The sequence below is a fragment of the Laspinema olomoucense D3b genome (assembly GCF_025370785.1).
GTDB classification, from domain to species: Bacteria; Cyanobacteriota; Cyanobacteriia; order Cyanobacteriales; family Laspinemataceae; genus Laspinema; species Laspinema olomoucense.
In genome coordinates, this window is the sequence record NZ_JAMXFA010000004.1 from 1 (window position 1) to 17697 (window position 17697).

A 17697-nucleotide genomic window follows, 5' to 3' on the forward strand; every position below is an offset into this window, starting at 1 on the left:
AATGCCCTTTTTCCTTTATGGTAGTTTTAGGAAACATAGCTCGTTGGGAGGCTCCCTTTCTATTCTAGAATAGAACTCTCACACTTAAGTATGTTATTTAAGTCTAAAAAGGCCCCATCCTTTGAGGTTAATTATCCCGCTAACCAATACAGGCATTAGGTTTACGAGATTGTTAAGAAATATGTGAGTAACGCATAGCTTGTTAAGGGAGAGGGGAGGGGGGTGAGGTACAAATCATTTAGGATTGCTATATCGGGAAAAACACGACGATTAGCCTCGTAACGGCATTTCCCCAGGGGTAGCAGAACCGAAATTAATTGCCCTAACTCTCTATCCAAGTGATAGGTAACTCCTGTGCGAGTCTAATTTTTCTAAAGTAGGCTTGAGAAGCGGGATTATCTACAAAGTTAGGCCGGCTGAATGCTAATCCCTCAATTTTTTAAGTAAGCCCACTGTTTCCAATCTCGACGCCGGGACAATCCTTTAATTTCAATATCCATCCGATTTGCTTCGGCAATTTCAAACATTCGACGCAACCCATTTCTAAAATTTTTCTGCTTACTATTAAAAGAAATGGAATATCGCAAGGGTTCACGGGCTTGAATATACACTAAGCGATTATTTTTACGATTAGACACTAAGATAGCTCGTTTGACATCAACCCACGGGATAATCAGTCTCGGACTCAGAGGACTTCGCCGTACAATTCGGGTATTACTAATTTCTATAGCAGCACATAATTCATCGGCAATAATGAGTAAAGGACTCGTCATGGCAATCCAAATCAGCGCCGTCCCAATCGGAATAAACAGCAGGGACACACAGGCACAGATCAAATAAAAGACTCCTAATCCCCAACCAATCCACGGATGACGAGGAGAGAGCCGCAGGAATTGTTCTCGGGTGCTCATGATTTGGCTTCCTTTAAAGGCTTTTTGTGTTAATCTTAATCAATTGAAATTGTATTCAAATCTTTCTAAAGAGATAGGTTAAGACCCGCTTTAGGTGAGGTTCATCCAAGAGCGTGTCCCAAAGGCTTCACAAGCGCGGGAGGCAATTTTTGCCGCAGAAGCTAAAGCCCGGGGAAAGGTTTCTTGTAAAATATAATGACAAAATGCCCCATGAAAAATATCACCGGCCCCCAATGTATCAACGGCTTTGACTTGAGGAACTTCTACCCAACCTGGGATACCCGGGCTGAGGTATTGAATGGGTTTTTCCCCGTTAGTAATGGCAATATGGGGAATTTTTAGCTGGGCAAGGTAGGTAAAAACTTCGGAGGCATTGTGGCAGTTTGGGGGATAAAAATTACTGGAACATAAGGCATAATCTACGAAGGGGAGAAGGGTTTCCAATCCGGATTTCCAGCTTCCTCCATCAAGGACGACGGGGATGGTTTTGGCGTGACTGATTTGGGCGATCCGTTGACTGACGGACATTTGATGTCCATCCATCAAGACTATGTTAAAATTTTCCCAGGAATCAAGGGGTAGACGATCGCCAAGAATTTGAGATTTGGTGGCATTGAGGGAAATAACAGCCCGATCGCCCGTTGCTTGGGTAACGATAATCGAAGACAGGGGTGGGGGTTCGGTGCGGTGAGGGTCTAAATCGGCGATCGCCACCCCATACCGCCCTAATTCCTCCTGAACAATGGCAGTTAGCGGATGTTGTCCGACTGCCCCTAGCAGGGTCGAGTGATTGCCAAGGGAACTAAAGGCGATCGCCGCATTGGTTGCCGGTCCCCCAGCATTGATCATCGAGTCAGTCGCCACAATTTTCTGATTGTTCTGAGGCACTCCTGCGGTTAAATAGATCACGTCCACGGTAACTAAACCCACAAACAATCCTTGTTTTTTCTGGGTTTCATCCTCGCGTTTTAGGTCAGCCGATTCTTCCATTCACCACCTCCCTTGGGTTCATACTTTATCATGAATTGGGATGCGGATGAGCAGGAAATCCCCAGAAGAGTCTACACTCATTCTTAGGTTACATGGTCCATATTAAGATAGGGAAAATTTTAGCCCTTTGTTCATGGAAATTGATTCAAAACTAGGCACACTTTATATCGTGGGAACGCCCATCGGAAACTTAGAAGATATGACATTCCGGGCGGTCCGAATTTTGCAGGAAGTTGATGCGATCGCCGCTGAGGATACCCGTCACACGGGAAAATTGTTGCATCATTTTCAAATTAAAACACCGCAAATTAGCTATCACGAACATAACCGGCAACAGCGAATCCCCGAATTAGTTAATCGGTTAGCAGAGGGTGCGGCGATCGCCCTCGTCACCGATGCCGGAATGCCCGGAATCTCCGATCCCGGATATGAACTCGTCAAAGCTTGTCTGGAAAAAGGAATTAGGGTGGTGCCCATTCCCGGACCCAGTGCCTGCATTACCGCCATTAGTGCAGCGGGTTTACCTGCCTCTCGATTTACCTTTGAGGGGTTTTTGCCGGTAAAGGGAAAAGAACGACAGCAGCAATTGCAGGCGTTACAGGGAGAGACAAGGGCGATGGTGCTTTATGAAGCCCCCCATCGGTTGCGGAAAACATTACGGGATTTAGAGAAAATCTTAGGGGGCGATCGCACCTTAGTCTTAGGGCGAGAGTTAACGAAACTGCATGAAGAGTTTTGGCGCGGAACAATTGCCGGAGCAATAGCACATTATGACGACAATTGTCAACCCAAAGGAGAATTTACCTTAGTCATTGACGGGGGCGATCGCTCAACCCCCGTTTTTTCAGAAGAAAGCCTCAAGGCGGCCTTACAAAATGCGATCGCCCAGGGACTCACCCGGTCCGAGGCGACCAGGCAGTTGGCTCAGGAAACCGAACTTCCGCGTCGCCAGATTTATCAACTCGCGATCGCCCTAGATGAGCAAAATGCCGAGGACCTGTAAACCCTACCCTCTGAGTACCGCATTTAGGAGGGACTCCCCAAGCGGGTGTTCCCGAAGGACTCCCAGGTAGCCCTCTGCTTCCATGCAGAACCTAGCTTTAAAGCAGCAAGCTATTTGTCCCTCAACCGGGCTTCGGGGTTAAAGGGACCCACTCTAGTCCCACCCGCCATTCACCCTTACAGAGAATAAACTTGACCATCAATCAGTAAGCGGGTGATCCCCTTAGATTGCAAATAAACGCTAGTTTTTTGCAGCATCCGGCCATCAGGAACCTTAATCACCCGTTGATTTCGCGCCGAAAAGCGCCGAGCCACTCGGTGATTGTCAAAAACCGGCAGAGTTCGTTCATAAGACTCTTGCGCGGGAATTTGTCCGAGTTCGGCAAACTCTTTGAGAGGGCGAGTAATTAACTCCCCCCCTTTGTCTACCACCACATAACAGATTTTTGGAAGTTCAGCTTCCGCCAGGGGTAAGACTTCGACCACAGTAGAAGTGCGAGCATGACCTCGCCGCAACAGCGGTTCATCATCACCCCAGTCATCCTCCTCATCATCCTCCTCTAATTCTTCGTCATCCTCCTCATCGTCGTCCTCATCCTCCTCATCCAGGATGTCTTCTCCCAACATTTCCTGGAGGGCGCTAGTTTCCATGCTGGGATAGCGATCGTTAAAGCCTTCCTCGGGGAGTTCAAGCTCATTATTATCTTCTTCCTCAGAAGCGCAGGAAGCAGAACGGAGGCGAATGCGTCGGTTAGCTGGAGCAGCTAACGGCTGCTCCTCTTCCATATCCAGCGACTCTGAATCACTCGGAAGAAAGCGACCAGAGCGCTTTTGTTGAATGAGGGATTCATATTCCTCTTCGGATAACGTGCTTTTGAGGATGCGGCTAATTGTCGAGCTACTGACACCATAACGACTCGCCAGGGTTAAAGTCGTTTCTCCAGGCTGTCGATACAGGTCGATAATGTCGCTTTTGTCAGATTCAGATAGTTTTCGAGAACTCATGCCGCATCATCGGGGGTAAACATTTGGACGAGAGTCGGAGACATTGAACGCGCTTCAAGGGAGATGAGCGCCATCTTAGCGCGGCCAGTGTCTGAATGGGGGAGGACTAGAATATCATGCCATTGTTGGATAGGGGGCGAGTTATAGAGCAGTCTCGTTCCAGACAAGGGATTGTCGCCCAATCAGATTGGGGATCACAGAAGTTACGTTAATCCGAGGATCCACCTCTTCTGCGCCCCCGAGAACGAGAACGAGTAGAGATATCGTATTCCAAGACTGCACCAATGCCGAACAAAACGGCACTGAAAATCCAGAAGACTTCCAAAAGACTGCCACTTTCGTAGTTAGCGACGCGGACATCTGCGTACTTAAACCACATATCGGCAATATAGAGGGAAAAAGTAGCCGCCGCAATCATACGCCAAGACTGAGAGAAACGTCCTCCCCAGAAGGCTAACAACAGTGCAGTTGCCAGGATCAGGAGCAAGACGTCCATGATCACATAGAACAAATTCACATAGACAGCCACAGGAGTCAGAGCTTCGTCAATGGCCAAAATGAAGCCCGGAGCGGTTTGCGGGGTGCTGGAGGCTGGCGCAGGAGCAGGAGCCGAAGTCCCGGATCCGTTAGCTGGTGGTGCAACCTGCTCGATCGCCTGGGGTGAAGCAGCCTCGGGTACCTCAATCGGTTCAGCCACAGCCAGCCAGTAGGCTAACGCGATCCCCGCCAAGGCGATCGCCCCCAAGACGGCCCACTGCCAAACTTCTAAATTCAGCTTGCGCCCTGAGACCGCCAAAACCATTCCAATGGTTAGGGCAATATAGGTAATCGCGTAAAAGAAATCCCCCAAAGACACATCTGGGGCAAGATTCCAATACAGCTCCCATAAGCCAAACAACACGCCGCCTAGAAAATAGCACAGCATTCCAACCCCAATCGCCAGCCAGACATTCCGTCCACTGACAATCTGAGGAGAGCGCCAATTTCTAAAACACAGAATTGCAGCAGCCAAGAAAGCAGCTAATTCAAATATTAACGTACCGATTGAGTACCATAAGGGTCTCCCCAGTCCAGGAGACTCCGGTACGCTAAATAACAAAAAAAACAACAACGCTAAAACAGCCCAGGCAATTCCGGCAACCACCAGGGTCTGAGCTGCAAACATGGGTTGAGAACTGGTTAACTTTTCTGAAGTCGTTCGCATAGAAATTCCCAAATTGCTAACGGGGCATCGGTCTTGGGGTCTAGGACTTTCTTAAACGTAGAAACGGCCAAGGGCTTGCCTAGAGAGCCGTTTGTTAACGACAAGAGCACAGAACCCACTTGAAAGAACACTCTCTCAAGATAGGGACCACATCTCACCGAGGGGAGATTGTCCAAGCCAATCTCTAAACTGCTTGCGTTCCGCAGCGGGCATATCTTCCAAGATATCTAAGGCTCGTTCTACAAAGCTGGTATTCCCAAAATAGGCTTTGCCCAAGCGATAGAGTTCTTGCAACAAGGTATTCAAATGATGCTCTTGCCAAGACGGGACTTGAGCGCCCCCTAAGGGGTCCATCTTAAGCAACTGGTTGACCGCATTCGGGGATTCCGCTTGAGGGAAGCGCCATTTTTTAAAGGTCTCAGCAATGTCCTTTTCAAATGAACCCGCTTGCCGATTGCCCAGCAAGTCTTCTATGTCAAAGAAAACCGCTTGGAGCATTAAAAGACAGGCTTGGGTGTACAGGGGCGCTGCTGCTACCCCTCCATGAGCATCCTCTGTAAGCTGGTCCAGACGGATTTTGCCCCAAACACTGTATCGATCAGTCTCTTCAAGCAGTACGCAAGCTTTCCCACGGTTATCCGTTAGGTCCCTCCAGAAGGCCCTTGCCTCATCCGCCTGTTGAGCGCTAAACACGTTAATTAAGCGAAAGGTCTGACCTTGATAGTTCAAAATCGGTATTTGCTGACCCGTTTTTGGGTGCTGAATACCCGTTATTTCAACATCCTGCCGTTTCAGAATAAACATGACGCTGCCAATTGAGTCCTCGTGGCCTGTGGGTGCTGTCGGTTCAATGGAAATGGCGAAAAGCGAGAGTTTCGTTTGTCGGCCTGCTTGGTTTCAAGATTAAGTTGAACCACACTTTGGCTTTAGTTTAGTCTGACTCACGCAGTTAACCGCAACTCGGCAAGTCTTGCTCATTTCCCTGGCGACGTAATTCAACGCCCTGACTAACCCTTATCTTACTCTATGGCTTATCCGGAAAAACCCCAAGCTTGTTATTCGTGCTTTGGGAATGCACTACGAAACTCGGTGATAGCCTACCTAGATAGCCTACCTAGGATGTCGGCTTCTCCTGGGGAGCACGAGACCCAATCACTCCCGACCCCAAGAGATTTCTAGCCGAGGTCGTTGAGGTTCAGTTAACAGGGTTATCCCTAGAGGCGGGCTTTTCAAGGGAAAAAACCTAATCTCCTCTAAATGCGGCTATGCAAATGTCCTCTTGTTTGATAAAATACAAAAATCAACCCTTGCAGCAACTTGGTTTTTGACAGTCTGCAAGAAATGAACCTCAATCGGAGTTTTCCGGTAACCGTTGTTTGGGTGCGTAACTCAGGTGGATAGAGTAGCGAACTTCTAATTCGTTGGTCGCAGGTTCGAGTCCTGCCGCACCCGTTTCTCGGTTCAAGTTTTCCCAGTTTGAGCAAATTTTTGGCAATAGTGGCTTTTCTCCCCTCTTGCCTTAATTTTTATCAAAAAAACAGGGTCTAAATACTCTTTCAAGCCTTAAACCCCATTCTTTAATATTCTCACCTTTAAAAGCCCGTGACGAGGATTGAACTCGTGACCTCACCCTTACCAAGGGTGTGCTCTACCACTGAGCTACACGGGCAGACAACATTCACCTTTCCAACGGTTACTAGGTCATGATTTTTTGACCATTCACGTAGAACTTTGAATGAATTGTGGTGGGCCGAGCTGGATTTGAACCAGCGTAGGCGTAGCCAGCGGATTTACAGTCCGCCCCCATTAACCGCTCGGGCATCGACCCTTTTTTGTCCACAATTACTAATACTAGCAGAATTCTCAGAGAAGTCAAGGCTTTAAGCAAACTTTTTTTAAAGCCTGGGTTTAAACCTGACCCGGCGAGTTCATCGACCATTCCCCCGGTTGCTGCGAATACCTAGGGGAACGGCATTGACAACCCCTTTGCGGTGGGTCCGGTTGTCCAAATCACTCTCGTCGTAAATTTCCCCCACCAGTTCTTCCAGAATATCTTCTAGGGTCAATAACCCAACCGTTCCTCCGTACTCATCCACGACGATCGCAATATGCAGCCGCTGTTGCAACATCTCCTTAAGCAAATCCGCTACTCGTTTGGTCTCCGGGACATAAACGGGAGGATCCATCGCCAGGGTCACACCCCCATTGTCGTTTCCCTCCTGTTGACAGACCCGAATTTGCTGGATTGCCTGCTTGAGGTGAACGATCCCCACAATTCGGTCCTTGGATTCCTCCTGGACGGGAATCCGAGAATAGCCCGTTTCTAAACACAAATCCACCAAATCCTGTAACGTCGCCTCATGGGAAATCGTTCGCATTTCAATCCGAGGTTTAACCACTTCCCTGGCGCTTAAACTATCCAACATCAGGGCTTTGTTGAGCAACTGATGCTTGTACAAGTCCAATTGACCCCGACCCCCGAGAATTTCGATCATGAGTTGGAGATCGGTTAAGGATTCCCCTTGTTGAACGTTATTCCCTTGAACCAAACGAATCATCACCTGGGTAATTTTTTCTAGCAACTGCACGATCCCAAATAAGGACAGCACCCGCGATAACCAGTAGATGGGTCTTACAACTACCTTGAAAATGGGAATCACGTTGTTAATCGCTAAAGATTTGGGGGTAATTTCCCCAAAAACTAGGACTAACAGGGTGACAACGGCTGTTGCTACTCCTAATCCCGCGTTTCCCAACCACAAGGCAAACAGATTACTGGTCAAAATGGCGGAAAAATTATTGACGAGGTTATTGCCGACGAGGAGGGTGGTAATAAAGCGAGTGCGCTTGTGCAGAACGAGGGTAAAGATGCGGTGCGGGTCCCCTTGTTCTTTGATGAGCGATCGCAATTTCAAATTATCGAGGGCGGTAATAGCTGTTTCTGAACCGGAAAATAGGGCTGAAAGGACCAGCATGAGCATCAGGCCCCCGACATCAAGCCAAATATTTCCTAAGAGGGGTTGCAGTTGAGAAACAGCTAAAACTGAATGGGGGAGGGGTGAAGAAATCACGATGGGGCAGAAGTAAGGGGGTAAAAGGAAATGAATGGAGAGCGTTGTACTCATTAGGTTATCAAGTCCGCTCCTGATGCCCATAATAACGTTCCCATCGGCTCTCGTTGTCAAAGCAGTCCGGTTGACCTGAGCAACAAAATTGCGGCCCTTTTGCCGCAGGAAGTTTCGGTTGCTCTCAATCCGTGATTGCCTGCCTAAGTCTTAGACTGATCTCAATTTTCCGGGTTTTTTCAAGTAAAAAAACCCCTAATTTAAGTCCGGTTCCCTCCCCTGTGTCTTGGGGAGGGTGAAAGAGGGGTCTTTTACCTGTCAATCCGGGTAAGACTATCCAATAATGATTTCCAAACCTTAGCCCAAAAGGCTTAGGGTAGACCGGACAAATCCGGGGCGATCGCCTCGATGTCCCGGTCTAGTTGAAACTATAGGCCGATTGCAACCCCCACCAAATTAAAAAGGCAATGCCGCCTAAAATCAGCACAGAGGAAACCCCAACCAGCAATGGGCTGTCGGCTCCTTTAAATTTCATAATTCCACGATTTAAGTCTGACATAGCGCTACGCTCCTGGCTCAGGCACAACAAAGATTAAACGTTCGATCAATCCCTATCCTCTGCCCTCGTTCAAAATCCGGGACAGAGGGTCGCTTACTCCAGGGAGAACAGACTTGGCATTTCTCCCCGTTTTGGAGTCGGGGGTTGGTTTTTCTCCCCCATCATTGTAACTGCGGATCTGCGGATTCTTTTCAGGAGGGCGAGGGTCTGCTCTCTATCTTCTTAAAGAATCGGGGAAATGGATGGACTCGCCCAGAACGAGGATTAGGTTCTAAACCTGGGGTCTAACCACCTCAGCCCCCCTGCCCCTATTCCGCGTCCCCCAGCCCCCACAGAGAGTTGGAATGGAAAATTGAGGAGGAAAATACTTTGACTCGCGATTAATAGCGTTTAGATGCTATAGTACATTGACACAAAATACGATCTGCTAACTGTGCAACCGACCGTCTCCACACCGGGAGCCTTAAATCCAACAGGCCCCAAGCCAGAACCGAAAGGATAAGGACCTCCTCTATCAGGACCCTTACCCCTAGCCCCAGGAGTTCGATTGGGAAAACTTGTAGAAAAAGCGGCTATACTGTATTTTGATAAAACTGACGATCAGGAGCGAAACTCGCTCTACAACGGAGCACCATTACAATAACTCGAAGCAATAACTGCATGGGCAACAAGCCAACCATTGCTATCTCTCATCTAGGGTGCGAGAAAAATCGCATTGACACCGAACATATTCTGGGCCTGTTGGTACAAGCAGGTTACTCGGTCGATACCGATGAAGAAGTAGCAGATTACGTCATCGTCAACACTTGTAGTTTTATAGAATCGGCTCGGGAAGAGTCAGTCCGGACGCTGGTAGAACTGGCGGAGGCGAAGAAAAAAATCGTCATTACCGGATGCATGGCGCAACATTTCCAGGAACAACTGTTTGATGAACTGCCCGAAGCAGTTGCAGTTGTGGGAACGGGGGATTATAATAAAATAGTAGAAGTGATTGAACGGGTCGAAGTCGGCGAGCGAGTCACAGAGATTTCCGCAGAACCGACTTATATCGCCGATGAGACGACACCGCGTTACCGGACGACTACCGAAGGTGTAGCGTACCTGCGGGTCGCGGAGGGATGTGATTACCGCTGTGCATTTTGCATCATTCCGCATCTTCGGGGAAACCAGCGATCGCGCACCATCGAGTCCATCGTAGCGGAAGCCAAGCAACTGGCCTTGGAGGGCGTCCAAGAAATTATTTTAATTTCTCAAATTACCACCAACTATGGGTTAGACCTATACGGTGAACCCAAACTGGCGGAACTGCTGCGTGCATTGGGGGAGGTAGATGTCCCCTGGATTCGGATGCACTACGCCTATCCTACGGGACTGACCCCTAAAGTGCTGCGGGCGATTCGGGAAACTCCCAACGTGCTGCCATACTTAGATTTACCCTTGCAACACTCCCATCCCGAAGTGCTGCGGGCGATGAATCGGCCCTGGCAAGCGGGGGTCAATGATCGGATTATCGAGGGAATTAAAGCAGCAGTGCCGGATGCGGTATTGCGGACGACCTTTATCGTGGGATTTCCCGGCGAAACGGACGAACACTTTGAGCATTTGTATCAGTTTGTTCAACGTCATGAGTTCGATCATGTAGGGGTATTCACCTTTTCCCCGGAAGAAGGAACCCCCGCCTATACGCTGCCCAATCAACTCCCGCAAGAGGTGATGGAGGAACGGCGCTGTGCCTTGATGGAATTGCAGCAGCCGATTTCACTGAAGAAGAATCAAGGGGAAATCGGTAAGGTTGTAGACGTATTAATCGAACAAGAACACCCTGAAACTGGGGAGTTAATAGGCCGATCGGCGCGATTTGCGCCAGAAGTCGATGGGTTGGTCTATGTTCGGGGAAATGCACGTCTCGGGTCGAGGGTGCCAGTGGCGATCGCCAGTGCTGACGTTTACGACCTCTACGGTCATGTTGCCACTGTAGCTGACCTAGTGCAACGGGAATCAATTGCCCTCGGTTAAGTAATCCAGATTTTCTGGGGAAGTTTGGAACGGTTTTTGGTATGGTCTTTAACAGATATGTTGAGATCCTCTGCAATTTAAAAGCTCGTTCAATACCTGCCCCGGATCGGTGGCCCGGGCCTTAAGACAGAAAGCCCGATTCTACCGTGCCTTTTCTTTACAAATTTTGTGAATCAAAGGCAAATCAGAAGTACCCCTCAACATCAGCTAATCTCAATTAGCATCAATACCAATTCTATTTTTATGCTCTACATCGAAAGCGTATCTGTCCTAGCTCCAACTACCTAAGAGCAACCCCATGTAGCATCAAAAACGAGAAATGGTATTAGCTGCACTTTAGCAGCCCCAAACTCAAACGTTTTAGGAGAATAAATGACTGTTTCATTTCAAAGTTTAGGTCTTTCAGAAGAGCGCGTACAACAGCTAGAAAAACTTGGGTTTACTGAACCTAGCCCCATTCAAGAACAAGCCATTCCCAAACTGATGGCGGGACTTGATGTAGCCGGACAAGCTCAAACTGGAACGGGCAAAACTGCGGCCTTTTCTCTGCCCATTTTGGAGCAGATGGATGTTAACGATAAGAATGTTCAAGCGCTGATTCTGGCCCCAACGCGGGAACTGGCGATCCAAGTCAGTAATGCGATTCGGGAATTAACCGACGATCGCCGGGTACGGATTTTTGCGGTGTACGGTGGTTCCTCGATTGAACGCCAAATTCAGCGCCTGGAACGGGGAGTTCAGATTGTCGTCGGCACCCCCGGACGGGTTCTGGATTTGCTGAACCGTGGGCATCTCAACTTGGACACCCTCACCCATCTCGTCCTCGATGAAGCGGACGAAATGCTGAGCATGGGGTTTATTGACGATGTGGAAAAAATCCTCGATCGCGCCCCCAAAAACCGTCAAACTGCCTTCTTCTCAGCCACGATGGAACCCTCCATTCGGAAGCTGATGAATAAGTTCATGCGCGATCCGGTCACGGTGAAGATTGACCAACAGAAATCAACACCGAAGCAGATCGACCAAGTAATCTACATGGTCCCTCGCGGCTGGTCAAAATCTCGGGCCTTATTGCCGATTTTAGAATTGGAAGACCCCGAAACGGCGATCGTCTTCGTCCGCACCCGTCGGGCTGCGGCTGAACTCACCAGCCAATTACAAGCGGCAGGTCACAGCGTGGATGAATACCACGGGGACCTCAACCAGTCCCAGCGGGAACGCTTAATTGATCGCTTCCGCAAGCAACAGGTGCGCTGGATTGTCGCTACGGATATTGCTGCACGGGGTTTAGATGTGGATCACCTGACCCACGTCATTAACTACGATTTACCGGACCAAGTGGAAAGCTACGTCCACCGCATCGGACGCACGGGCCGCGCCGGTCGTGAAGGAACTGCTATCTCGCTGATTCAGCCGTTTGACCGGCGCAAGCTTCAACAAATTGAGCGGCACCTGCGTCAAACTTTGAAGATTCGCTCGATTCCCACCCGCTCTCAAATTGAGGCGCGGCATCTGGAAAAACTGCAATCTCAAGTTCGGGAAATCCTCAGTGGCGAGCGTTTGGCTTCGTTCCTGCCGATCGTCGCTCAATTGAGCGAAGAATATGACCCCCACACGATCGCCGCTGCAGCGCTGCAAATGGCTTACGATCGCACTCGTCCTAACTGGGCAAGCAATATCACCGAAGATGCGCCCGAGGAAATTGAGAGCTATTCCGAGAAGCGCTACGACGACCGCGATCGCGATCGCTCATCCCGCTCCATGTCGAAGCCGATTAAGCGCTCAAAACCTCGTAACTCTTCGTCGCGAGAGCCAATTGGCGAACGTCAATAGAGGGTAGTGCCGGTAAGGGGGAATGAATCGGGGCAATTTGTCTGGGTGCTGTTCCCTCTAACTCCGTATTGATTACTAACCTCACGAGGGGATCATCTCGCGATCGCTGGATTACCCCCTCTCCACAGGAAAATAAAACCTGATTGGCTGGTGAGCATTTTGAGAATGCAACCGGCCATAATTTTTTTAGGGCAGTGCCAATACCAGGGGGTTGATGGCGGCTTTTAACCATTACAGCCCCAAGGCTAATGCTGAAGATTTAAGCGGATTGCAACTCCGAGATGAGAACTCCCTGATGAGGCTTGCATCACGATTACAGGGTGAGCCATTTATCATTAAACTCTATCAAATCCTCGTTAAATTTCAGTCGTCAGATAGATGTTATTTCGGCTTACCTATTCCTCATGGGCAGTAATAACAACAGTAAAGGAAATTGGGAGACTCCTGGCATTACGGCGCGGAAAGTTGGGATGCCCAATTTTTAATATTTTATAAAATTCACCCCTCGTTTAAAGTTTTTTAAAGTTTTTTAAAGGTTTTTTAACGCTTCTTCAAAAATCTACCCTTTTTATCTCAATTAACCTATAAATAGTCAGACTAGAGTGACATGACATTTCCTAAAAATTCAGCTAATAGCTTGTTGTGAGTTTGGGGAAAAGCCTAGTTTTTGCCTGAACTAGCAAGGGCGATCGGTGATATAAATTGGCAGATTTTTGGCGGTTTTTTTAGCTTTAAAGGGCTGTTTAACCCACTCTGTCCAGAGTTTTAGGAACTCCCTAACTGTTAATTGTAGTGACCTGAGCCTCCTCTCTCTAAAGCGGTAGGCAAGCTGGCTCGCTTGAGTTAACATAGAGTTAATTTGCGGTAAAATTTGTTCCTAACTTGCTAAATCCTGGCTCAGAAGCATCGGTGAAAACCATTCCAGGGGGTTGGGAAAGGGTTTGAAAAATATATAAAATCAAGCAGGTAATCTATGAATAAAAAAACGGCTACGGTTAGAGATTTAACCGAAAAATTTTGGCCAGATATCCAGACAAATGAACCCTTGATTGATACTTTTAGGCAAGTTAGAGCCAGGGACCGCTTACGCGATCGCCTCACCGAATTATTCTCGATCATGATGACAGTCTATCTGCCGACTTTCGTACTTGTGTTGTTGGTCCGACAGCAAAATCGAGTCCCCATTCATCATCTCATGGGCGACCCTACTAAAGTTGCAGATTTGCCTTTTTATATAGGAATGGTTACCCAATTGGGCATTTTATTATGGTGTGCCACCGCTGCTATTTGTCTGTTTACTTCTCTTTATCTCAAACCCCTGAATCCCTCCCTAAAACATCAACATTTTCTCTTTTTTGGGGGGGTGATCACCGTCGTATTGATGCTGGATGATTCTTTTCAGTTTCATGAGGAAGTTTTTCCCAATTATTTTGGCATTTCAGAAAAAATAGTTTATTTAGCTTATGTGATTATGCTGGCCCTGTACCTGATAAAATTTTATAAAATCATCTTGAACAGCAGGTATTTAGTTTTTGTGGGGTTGGCCTTTGCCTGCTTCGCCCTGTCAATTTTGTTGGATATGCGGGCCATCATAGATTTAGTAGACATGGGACTGATCTACGATCGCGACCGGGCCTTATTAGAAAATGGATTTCAGTTGTTTGGAATTGTGAGTTGGTTTACTTATTTTTCCTTGACCTGTAAAGAACAGATTCAACAAGGGATGCACCGCTTCCAATCCTAATTTAAAGGTCAGGACTAAAGGGTTTTGCGGTAGTTCTATCTCGCCACTCAAGTGGTTTCCCGGTTGGAAGTCGTTGAACAGGGAAGAGGAGACGGCATTCGAGGCGATCGCCATTTTAGGATCGCGGATGACAATTTTCGGGGGTATCCCAGGGATCGCCGGAGGGGTTTTGAGTGGCTGTAGTGGTGAGGATGAGTTGACCATTAGGGCTAATCGCCCAGGTATTAGCCTCTACTAAAGGAGGAGATGGGGGAATCGTCGCGCCGGTGGAATGGGTTGGGGTTAAATGGGGAGAGGGTTGCACCTTTCCCAAATCTTCCAGGATGCGATCGCCAGTGAAGGGGTCCGTGGGATTCGGGGGTAATCCTCCGCGTCCGGTAACAATAAACTCACTCTGGGACACTCTTGTACCACAGCCCTCAAAGACCAAATTCGCCAGGTTGAGTATTTCTGAGGGGAGAGCAATTAACCCGTGGGTGGGTTGGAGATCCGGGGTCTTGACGGAGACTACTCCATCAATGCCTTGACTGGAACTGGCCGTAATTTGACTCTGAGGACTCTCAAACAGACCTTGGGTGAAGATTTGGATGTTCCCGCCCATGCCTTGTATCGCATTGGCGCGGATGCGACTATTTTCTAGTAAGGCGATCGCATCGGTGGTGAGGGCAACGTTACCGCCATCCCCAGTCCCTAACGCTTCGGCGGAAATAGCTGACTGTTGTCGCAGAGTTAGGAGATCGTTGACCTCTAATTGAACATTACCACCTCGACCGGATGCAGCAATTCCCAACAAAAACCCATTATTCAGACTCAAGCGCTCGCTGACAATGTTGAGATTGCCTGCCTCTCCCGTCCCTTGAGCGCTGACGGAGATGCCACTGTTTTCTAGAATCAGCGATCGGGTATCGATTTGCAAGAATCCGGCATCGCCGATTCCCTGGGTGGCCGTTTCCAAGGCACTTTTTTCTTGCAGTTCCACGGATTCGGATGCGGCAATTCCCAAAAAACCTGCATTTCCCTCACCTGAGGCCAAGGTGGAGACAAACGATTGATTTTGGAGACTCAATTGATCCGTTTGGATCAGCACATACCCGGCACTGCCCGGTCCTTCACTGGTGGAAATCATAGAGGATTGGTTTTGGAGTTGGACGAGTTCCGAGGCGTTGATCCGAATATTTCCCCCGGATCCGGCGGCGAGGGTGGAAGCGATGATTTGCCCTCCGTCTTGTAAGCGTAAGTCACCTGTATCAATAAAGATATCACCGGCTGGACCCGGACCGGCAGTTCCCGTTAGCAAATAAGCTCCCTGGAGAGAAATCAGCTCCCTGGCGCGGACCGTCAGGGTTCCCCCAGTTCCCTGAGTGAGGGTACTGGTGGCGATGTGAGCGCCGTTGCCAAGGCTGAGTCTCCCAGTCTCCAGAGTGAGATTACCGGCGTTACCGGAACCGGAACTTGCAGTAAATAATCCATCCTTAATCTGATCCGGTTCAAATGTACCTTCTCTAACGGCTTGGGCTAAATTAAAGGTTCCGGTTCCGGTTAATTCTACAAAGTCCGTCGCTTGAATAGTGAGGTTGCCTCCGTCGCCGGTTCCCAAGGTGGAGGTAGAGATCATCGCCCCATCCCGCACAATCAGCGATCGCGTGTTCAGGGTCAAATTGCCCGCCCTCCCCCCCGCCTGAGTTTGGGTTTCAATACGGCTGAGATATTGCCCATTGGCACTGGTGCCGCTGACCTCTATTTCTGAGGCAGTTACGGTGACGATTCCCCCGGGAACTGCGGCAAAGGTGGTGGCGGCAATCTGCGCGCCGTCACGAAGGTTTAGTTGTCCGGTTTGAATCTTGATATTTCCGGCAGGTTGGGTGGCATTGACATACGCACTAGCAAAGATGCCACTGTTAAACCGACCTTGGGAACTGGTTCCCCCGGCCTCGATGGAGTCAGATACCGTGATGGTAATGGTTCCGCCTAGACCTGCACCAAAGGTGGAGGCGGCGATCGCACCTCCATTTTCGAGTTTCAGGGTTTGTGCATTCAGGGTCACATCTCCGGCATCCCCATTGCCCAAATTATCGGCAAACAGTTCGGATTCGACCAGGTGGATTGTGCCACTGTTGATGGTCATATTGCCTCCCTTGCCATCGGCAAAGGTGGCGGTAGAAATAAAGGCGGCGTCGGTGAGTTGTAGGGAGGGGGTGTTTAAAGTGAGGTTGCCCCCGTTGCCTGTACCGAAAGCGATAGAAAAAATGCCGGTTCCGACGTCTTCGGGGCGGGTGATTTCTTGGTTAAATAGGCGATCGAGGGTTTGGTTAAAGCTATTGTCCCCGGTCATGCTCACTGCATCGCTTGCCTGGATAGTGAGATTGCCTCCAGGACCACTGCCAAAGGTGGAGGCGGAAATCAAGGCGCGATCGCTCAATTGCAGTCGCTCCGTAGTGATTTCGATGCCTCTGCCGGTTCCGTTCCCTAATGTATCGGCTAAAATTCGAGATTGGTCGGTGAGCGTGAGTTCGCGACTCCCGATGCGGATTTGTCCTCCAGCTTCTCCACTCACATCTAGCAATGCACCGGCTGAAAGTGTAATATTTTGGGCAGTGAGGTCAATTGTGCCACTGGGTGCGCTCAGTTGTGCACCGGCGATCGCCAGGTTGTCTCCGACTAAGGCTAATTTTTGGCCAGTGGGGACTTCTAAGCGAGCACCATTGAGGGCAATGTTCCCCGGGTCGGTGCCCAGTTGTAACCCAATCGGGGAACTTACAGTTAATAAAGGGGGGTTTTCCCCAGGATTGGCCTGAAATTCCGTGCGATCGCTAAATTGGATGCGATCCCCGGCACTGGCAACAAATGAACCCCCGATATTTAACTGAGCATTCGCCCCGAATATTATCCCATTAGGGTTTAATAAAAATAGATTAGCGCTGCCATTTGCTTGGAGAATTCCATCAATATTTGAGGCGTTAATTCCGGTGATGCGGGCGAAGATATTTTGAAGCGTACTGACCTGATTAAAATAGGCGGCCCCCCCGGTCGGTACGCTAAATTCTGTAAAACTATGAAATAGATTAGACCCGGCAGGAGTACCGCCGGTAATGACTAGGCGACTGCCCTCTGGAGTAACGATAGAATTGACCGGAAGCGTGGTATCGGGAACAATTTGAGCGCTGCTGGGTTCGCAGAGCAGGCCAATGGAAAACGGTAAAAGCAACCAGGGGATTTGCCAGGGGGGGTTGGGTTTAACCTGCCGAATTAGAGGCAACATAATGGCACGAAAGTGACAGGCCGGATATTATGCTCTAGGCTATCACAATTTGAGGAAAAAGCGAGGGAACGGGGGAGCTTTGGGGTGGGTGGCTAGAACCCGGGTCAAG

12 protein-coding genes and 3 tRNA genes are annotated in these 17697 nt (G+C 49.1%); 5 read left to right on the plus strand and 10 right to left on the minus strand.

Annotated features, from left to right (window positions below; all coding sequences use genetic code 11):
* Nucleotides 1-431: 431 nt before the first annotated feature.
* Together NG792_RS03655 and NG792_RS03660 are read right to left on the minus strand one after the other, a co-directional pair.
* The gene (locus NG792_RS03655; RefSeq protein ID WP_261234568.1) at nucleotides 432-911 is read right to left on the minus strand and encodes a hypothetical protein; all 480 of its coding nucleotides are present in this window, start codon (nucleotides 909-911) and stop codon (nucleotides 432-434) included.
* Between the two features lie 90 nt (nucleotides 912-1001).
* Nucleotides 1002-1901 carry a sugar kinase gene (locus NG792_RS03660; protein WP_261234571.1) on the minus strand — a complete coding sequence of 300 codons (900 nt, stop codon included), beginning with the start codon at nucleotides 1899-1901 and terminating at the stop codon, nucleotides 1002-1004.
* A gap of 133 nt (nucleotides 1902-2034) precedes the next feature.
* On the opposite strand from NG792_RS03660, the gene rsmI reads away from it, so the two are divergent.
* Nucleotides 2035-2904, plus strand: a complete 870-nt coding sequence (gene rsmI / locus NG792_RS03665) for a 16S rRNA (cytidine(1402)-2'-O)-methyltransferase (protein WP_261197647.1) — start codon at nucleotides 2035-2037, stop codon at nucleotides 2902-2904.
* A 176-nt stretch (nucleotides 2905-3080) separates the two neighbouring features.
* On the opposite strand, the gene NG792_RS03670 is transcribed toward rsmI, so the two are convergent.
* The 3 genes from NG792_RS03670 to NG792_RS03680 form a co-directional block, all read right to left on the minus strand.
* Nucleotides 3081-3908 (minus strand): hypothetical protein, encoded by an 828-nt coding sequence (locus tag NG792_RS03670; protein ID WP_261234572.1) that lies wholly within the window; start codon nucleotides 3906-3908, stop codon nucleotides 3081-3083.
* A 208-nt stretch (nucleotides 3909-4116) separates the two neighbouring features.
* The gene (locus NG792_RS03675; RefSeq protein ID WP_261234574.1) at nucleotides 4117-5112 is read right to left on the minus strand and encodes a hypothetical protein; all 996 of its coding nucleotides are present in this window, start codon (nucleotides 5110-5112) and stop codon (nucleotides 4117-4119) included.
* A gap of 135 nt (nucleotides 5113-5247) precedes the next feature.
* Nucleotides 5248-5916, minus strand: a complete 669-nt coding sequence (locus NG792_RS03680) for an Npun_F0813 family protein (protein WP_261234576.1) — start codon at nucleotides 5914-5916, stop codon at nucleotides 5248-5250.
* Between the two features lie 574 nt (nucleotides 5917-6490).
* Between NG792_RS03680 and NG792_RS03685 the strand changes: the two genes are divergently transcribed.
* Nucleotides 6491-6564, plus strand: a tRNA-Arg gene (locus NG792_RS03685).
* Nucleotides 6565-6709: 145 nt separating this feature from the next.
* Here the strand turns inward: NG792_RS03685 and NG792_RS03690 are convergent.
* The 4 genes from NG792_RS03690 to NG792_RS03705 form a co-directional block, all read right to left on the minus strand.
* Nucleotides 6710-6781: transfer RNA gene (locus NG792_RS03690), tRNA-Thr, on the minus strand.
* Nucleotides 6782-6855: 74 nt separating this feature from the next.
* Nucleotides 6856-6940, minus strand: a tRNA-Tyr gene (locus tag NG792_RS03695).
* A gap of 100 nt (nucleotides 6941-7040) precedes the next feature.
* Nucleotides 7041-8183, minus strand: coding sequence for a hemolysin family protein (locus NG792_RS03700; protein ID WP_435387561.1), 1143 nt, complete (start codon nucleotides 8181-8183; stop codon nucleotides 7041-7043).
* 412 nt (nucleotides 8184-8595) lie between these two features.
* Nucleotides 8596-8736, minus strand: a complete 141-nt coding sequence (locus NG792_RS03705) for a hypothetical protein (RefSeq protein WP_015146951.1) — start codon at nucleotides 8734-8736, stop codon at nucleotides 8596-8598.
* A gap of 660 nt (nucleotides 8737-9396) precedes the next feature.
* On the opposite strand from NG792_RS03705, the gene rimO reads away from it, so the two are divergent.
* The 3 genes from rimO (at nucleotide 9397) to NG792_RS03720 (ending at nucleotide 14329) form a co-directional block, all read left to right on the plus strand.
* Nucleotides 9397-10752 (plus strand): 30S ribosomal protein S12 methylthiotransferase RimO, encoded by a 1356-nt coding sequence (gene rimO / locus NG792_RS03710; RefSeq protein WP_261234577.1) that lies wholly within the window; start codon nucleotides 9397-9399, stop codon nucleotides 10750-10752.
* Between the two features lie 372 nt (nucleotides 10753-11124).
* Nucleotides 11125-12585: a DEAD/DEAH box helicase gene (locus NG792_RS03715; protein ID WP_261234578.1), complete on the plus strand. Its 1461-nt coding sequence runs from the start codon at nucleotides 11125-11127 to the stop codon at nucleotides 12583-12585.
* A 973-nt stretch (nucleotides 12586-13558) separates the two neighbouring features.
* Nucleotides 13559-14329, plus strand: coding sequence for a DUF8692 domain-containing protein (locus NG792_RS03720; protein WP_261234579.1), 771 nt, complete (start codon nucleotides 13559-13561; stop codon nucleotides 14327-14329).
* A 115-nt stretch (nucleotides 14330-14444) separates the two neighbouring features.
* Here the strand turns inward: NG792_RS03720 and NG792_RS03725 are convergent, their stop codons facing one another.
* Complete coding sequence (locus tag NG792_RS03725) at nucleotides 14445-17588, minus strand: two-partner secretion domain-containing protein (RefSeq protein WP_261234580.1); 3144 nt, start codon at nucleotides 17586-17588, stop codon at nucleotides 14445-14447.
* Nucleotides 17589-17697: the final 109 nt, after the last annotated feature.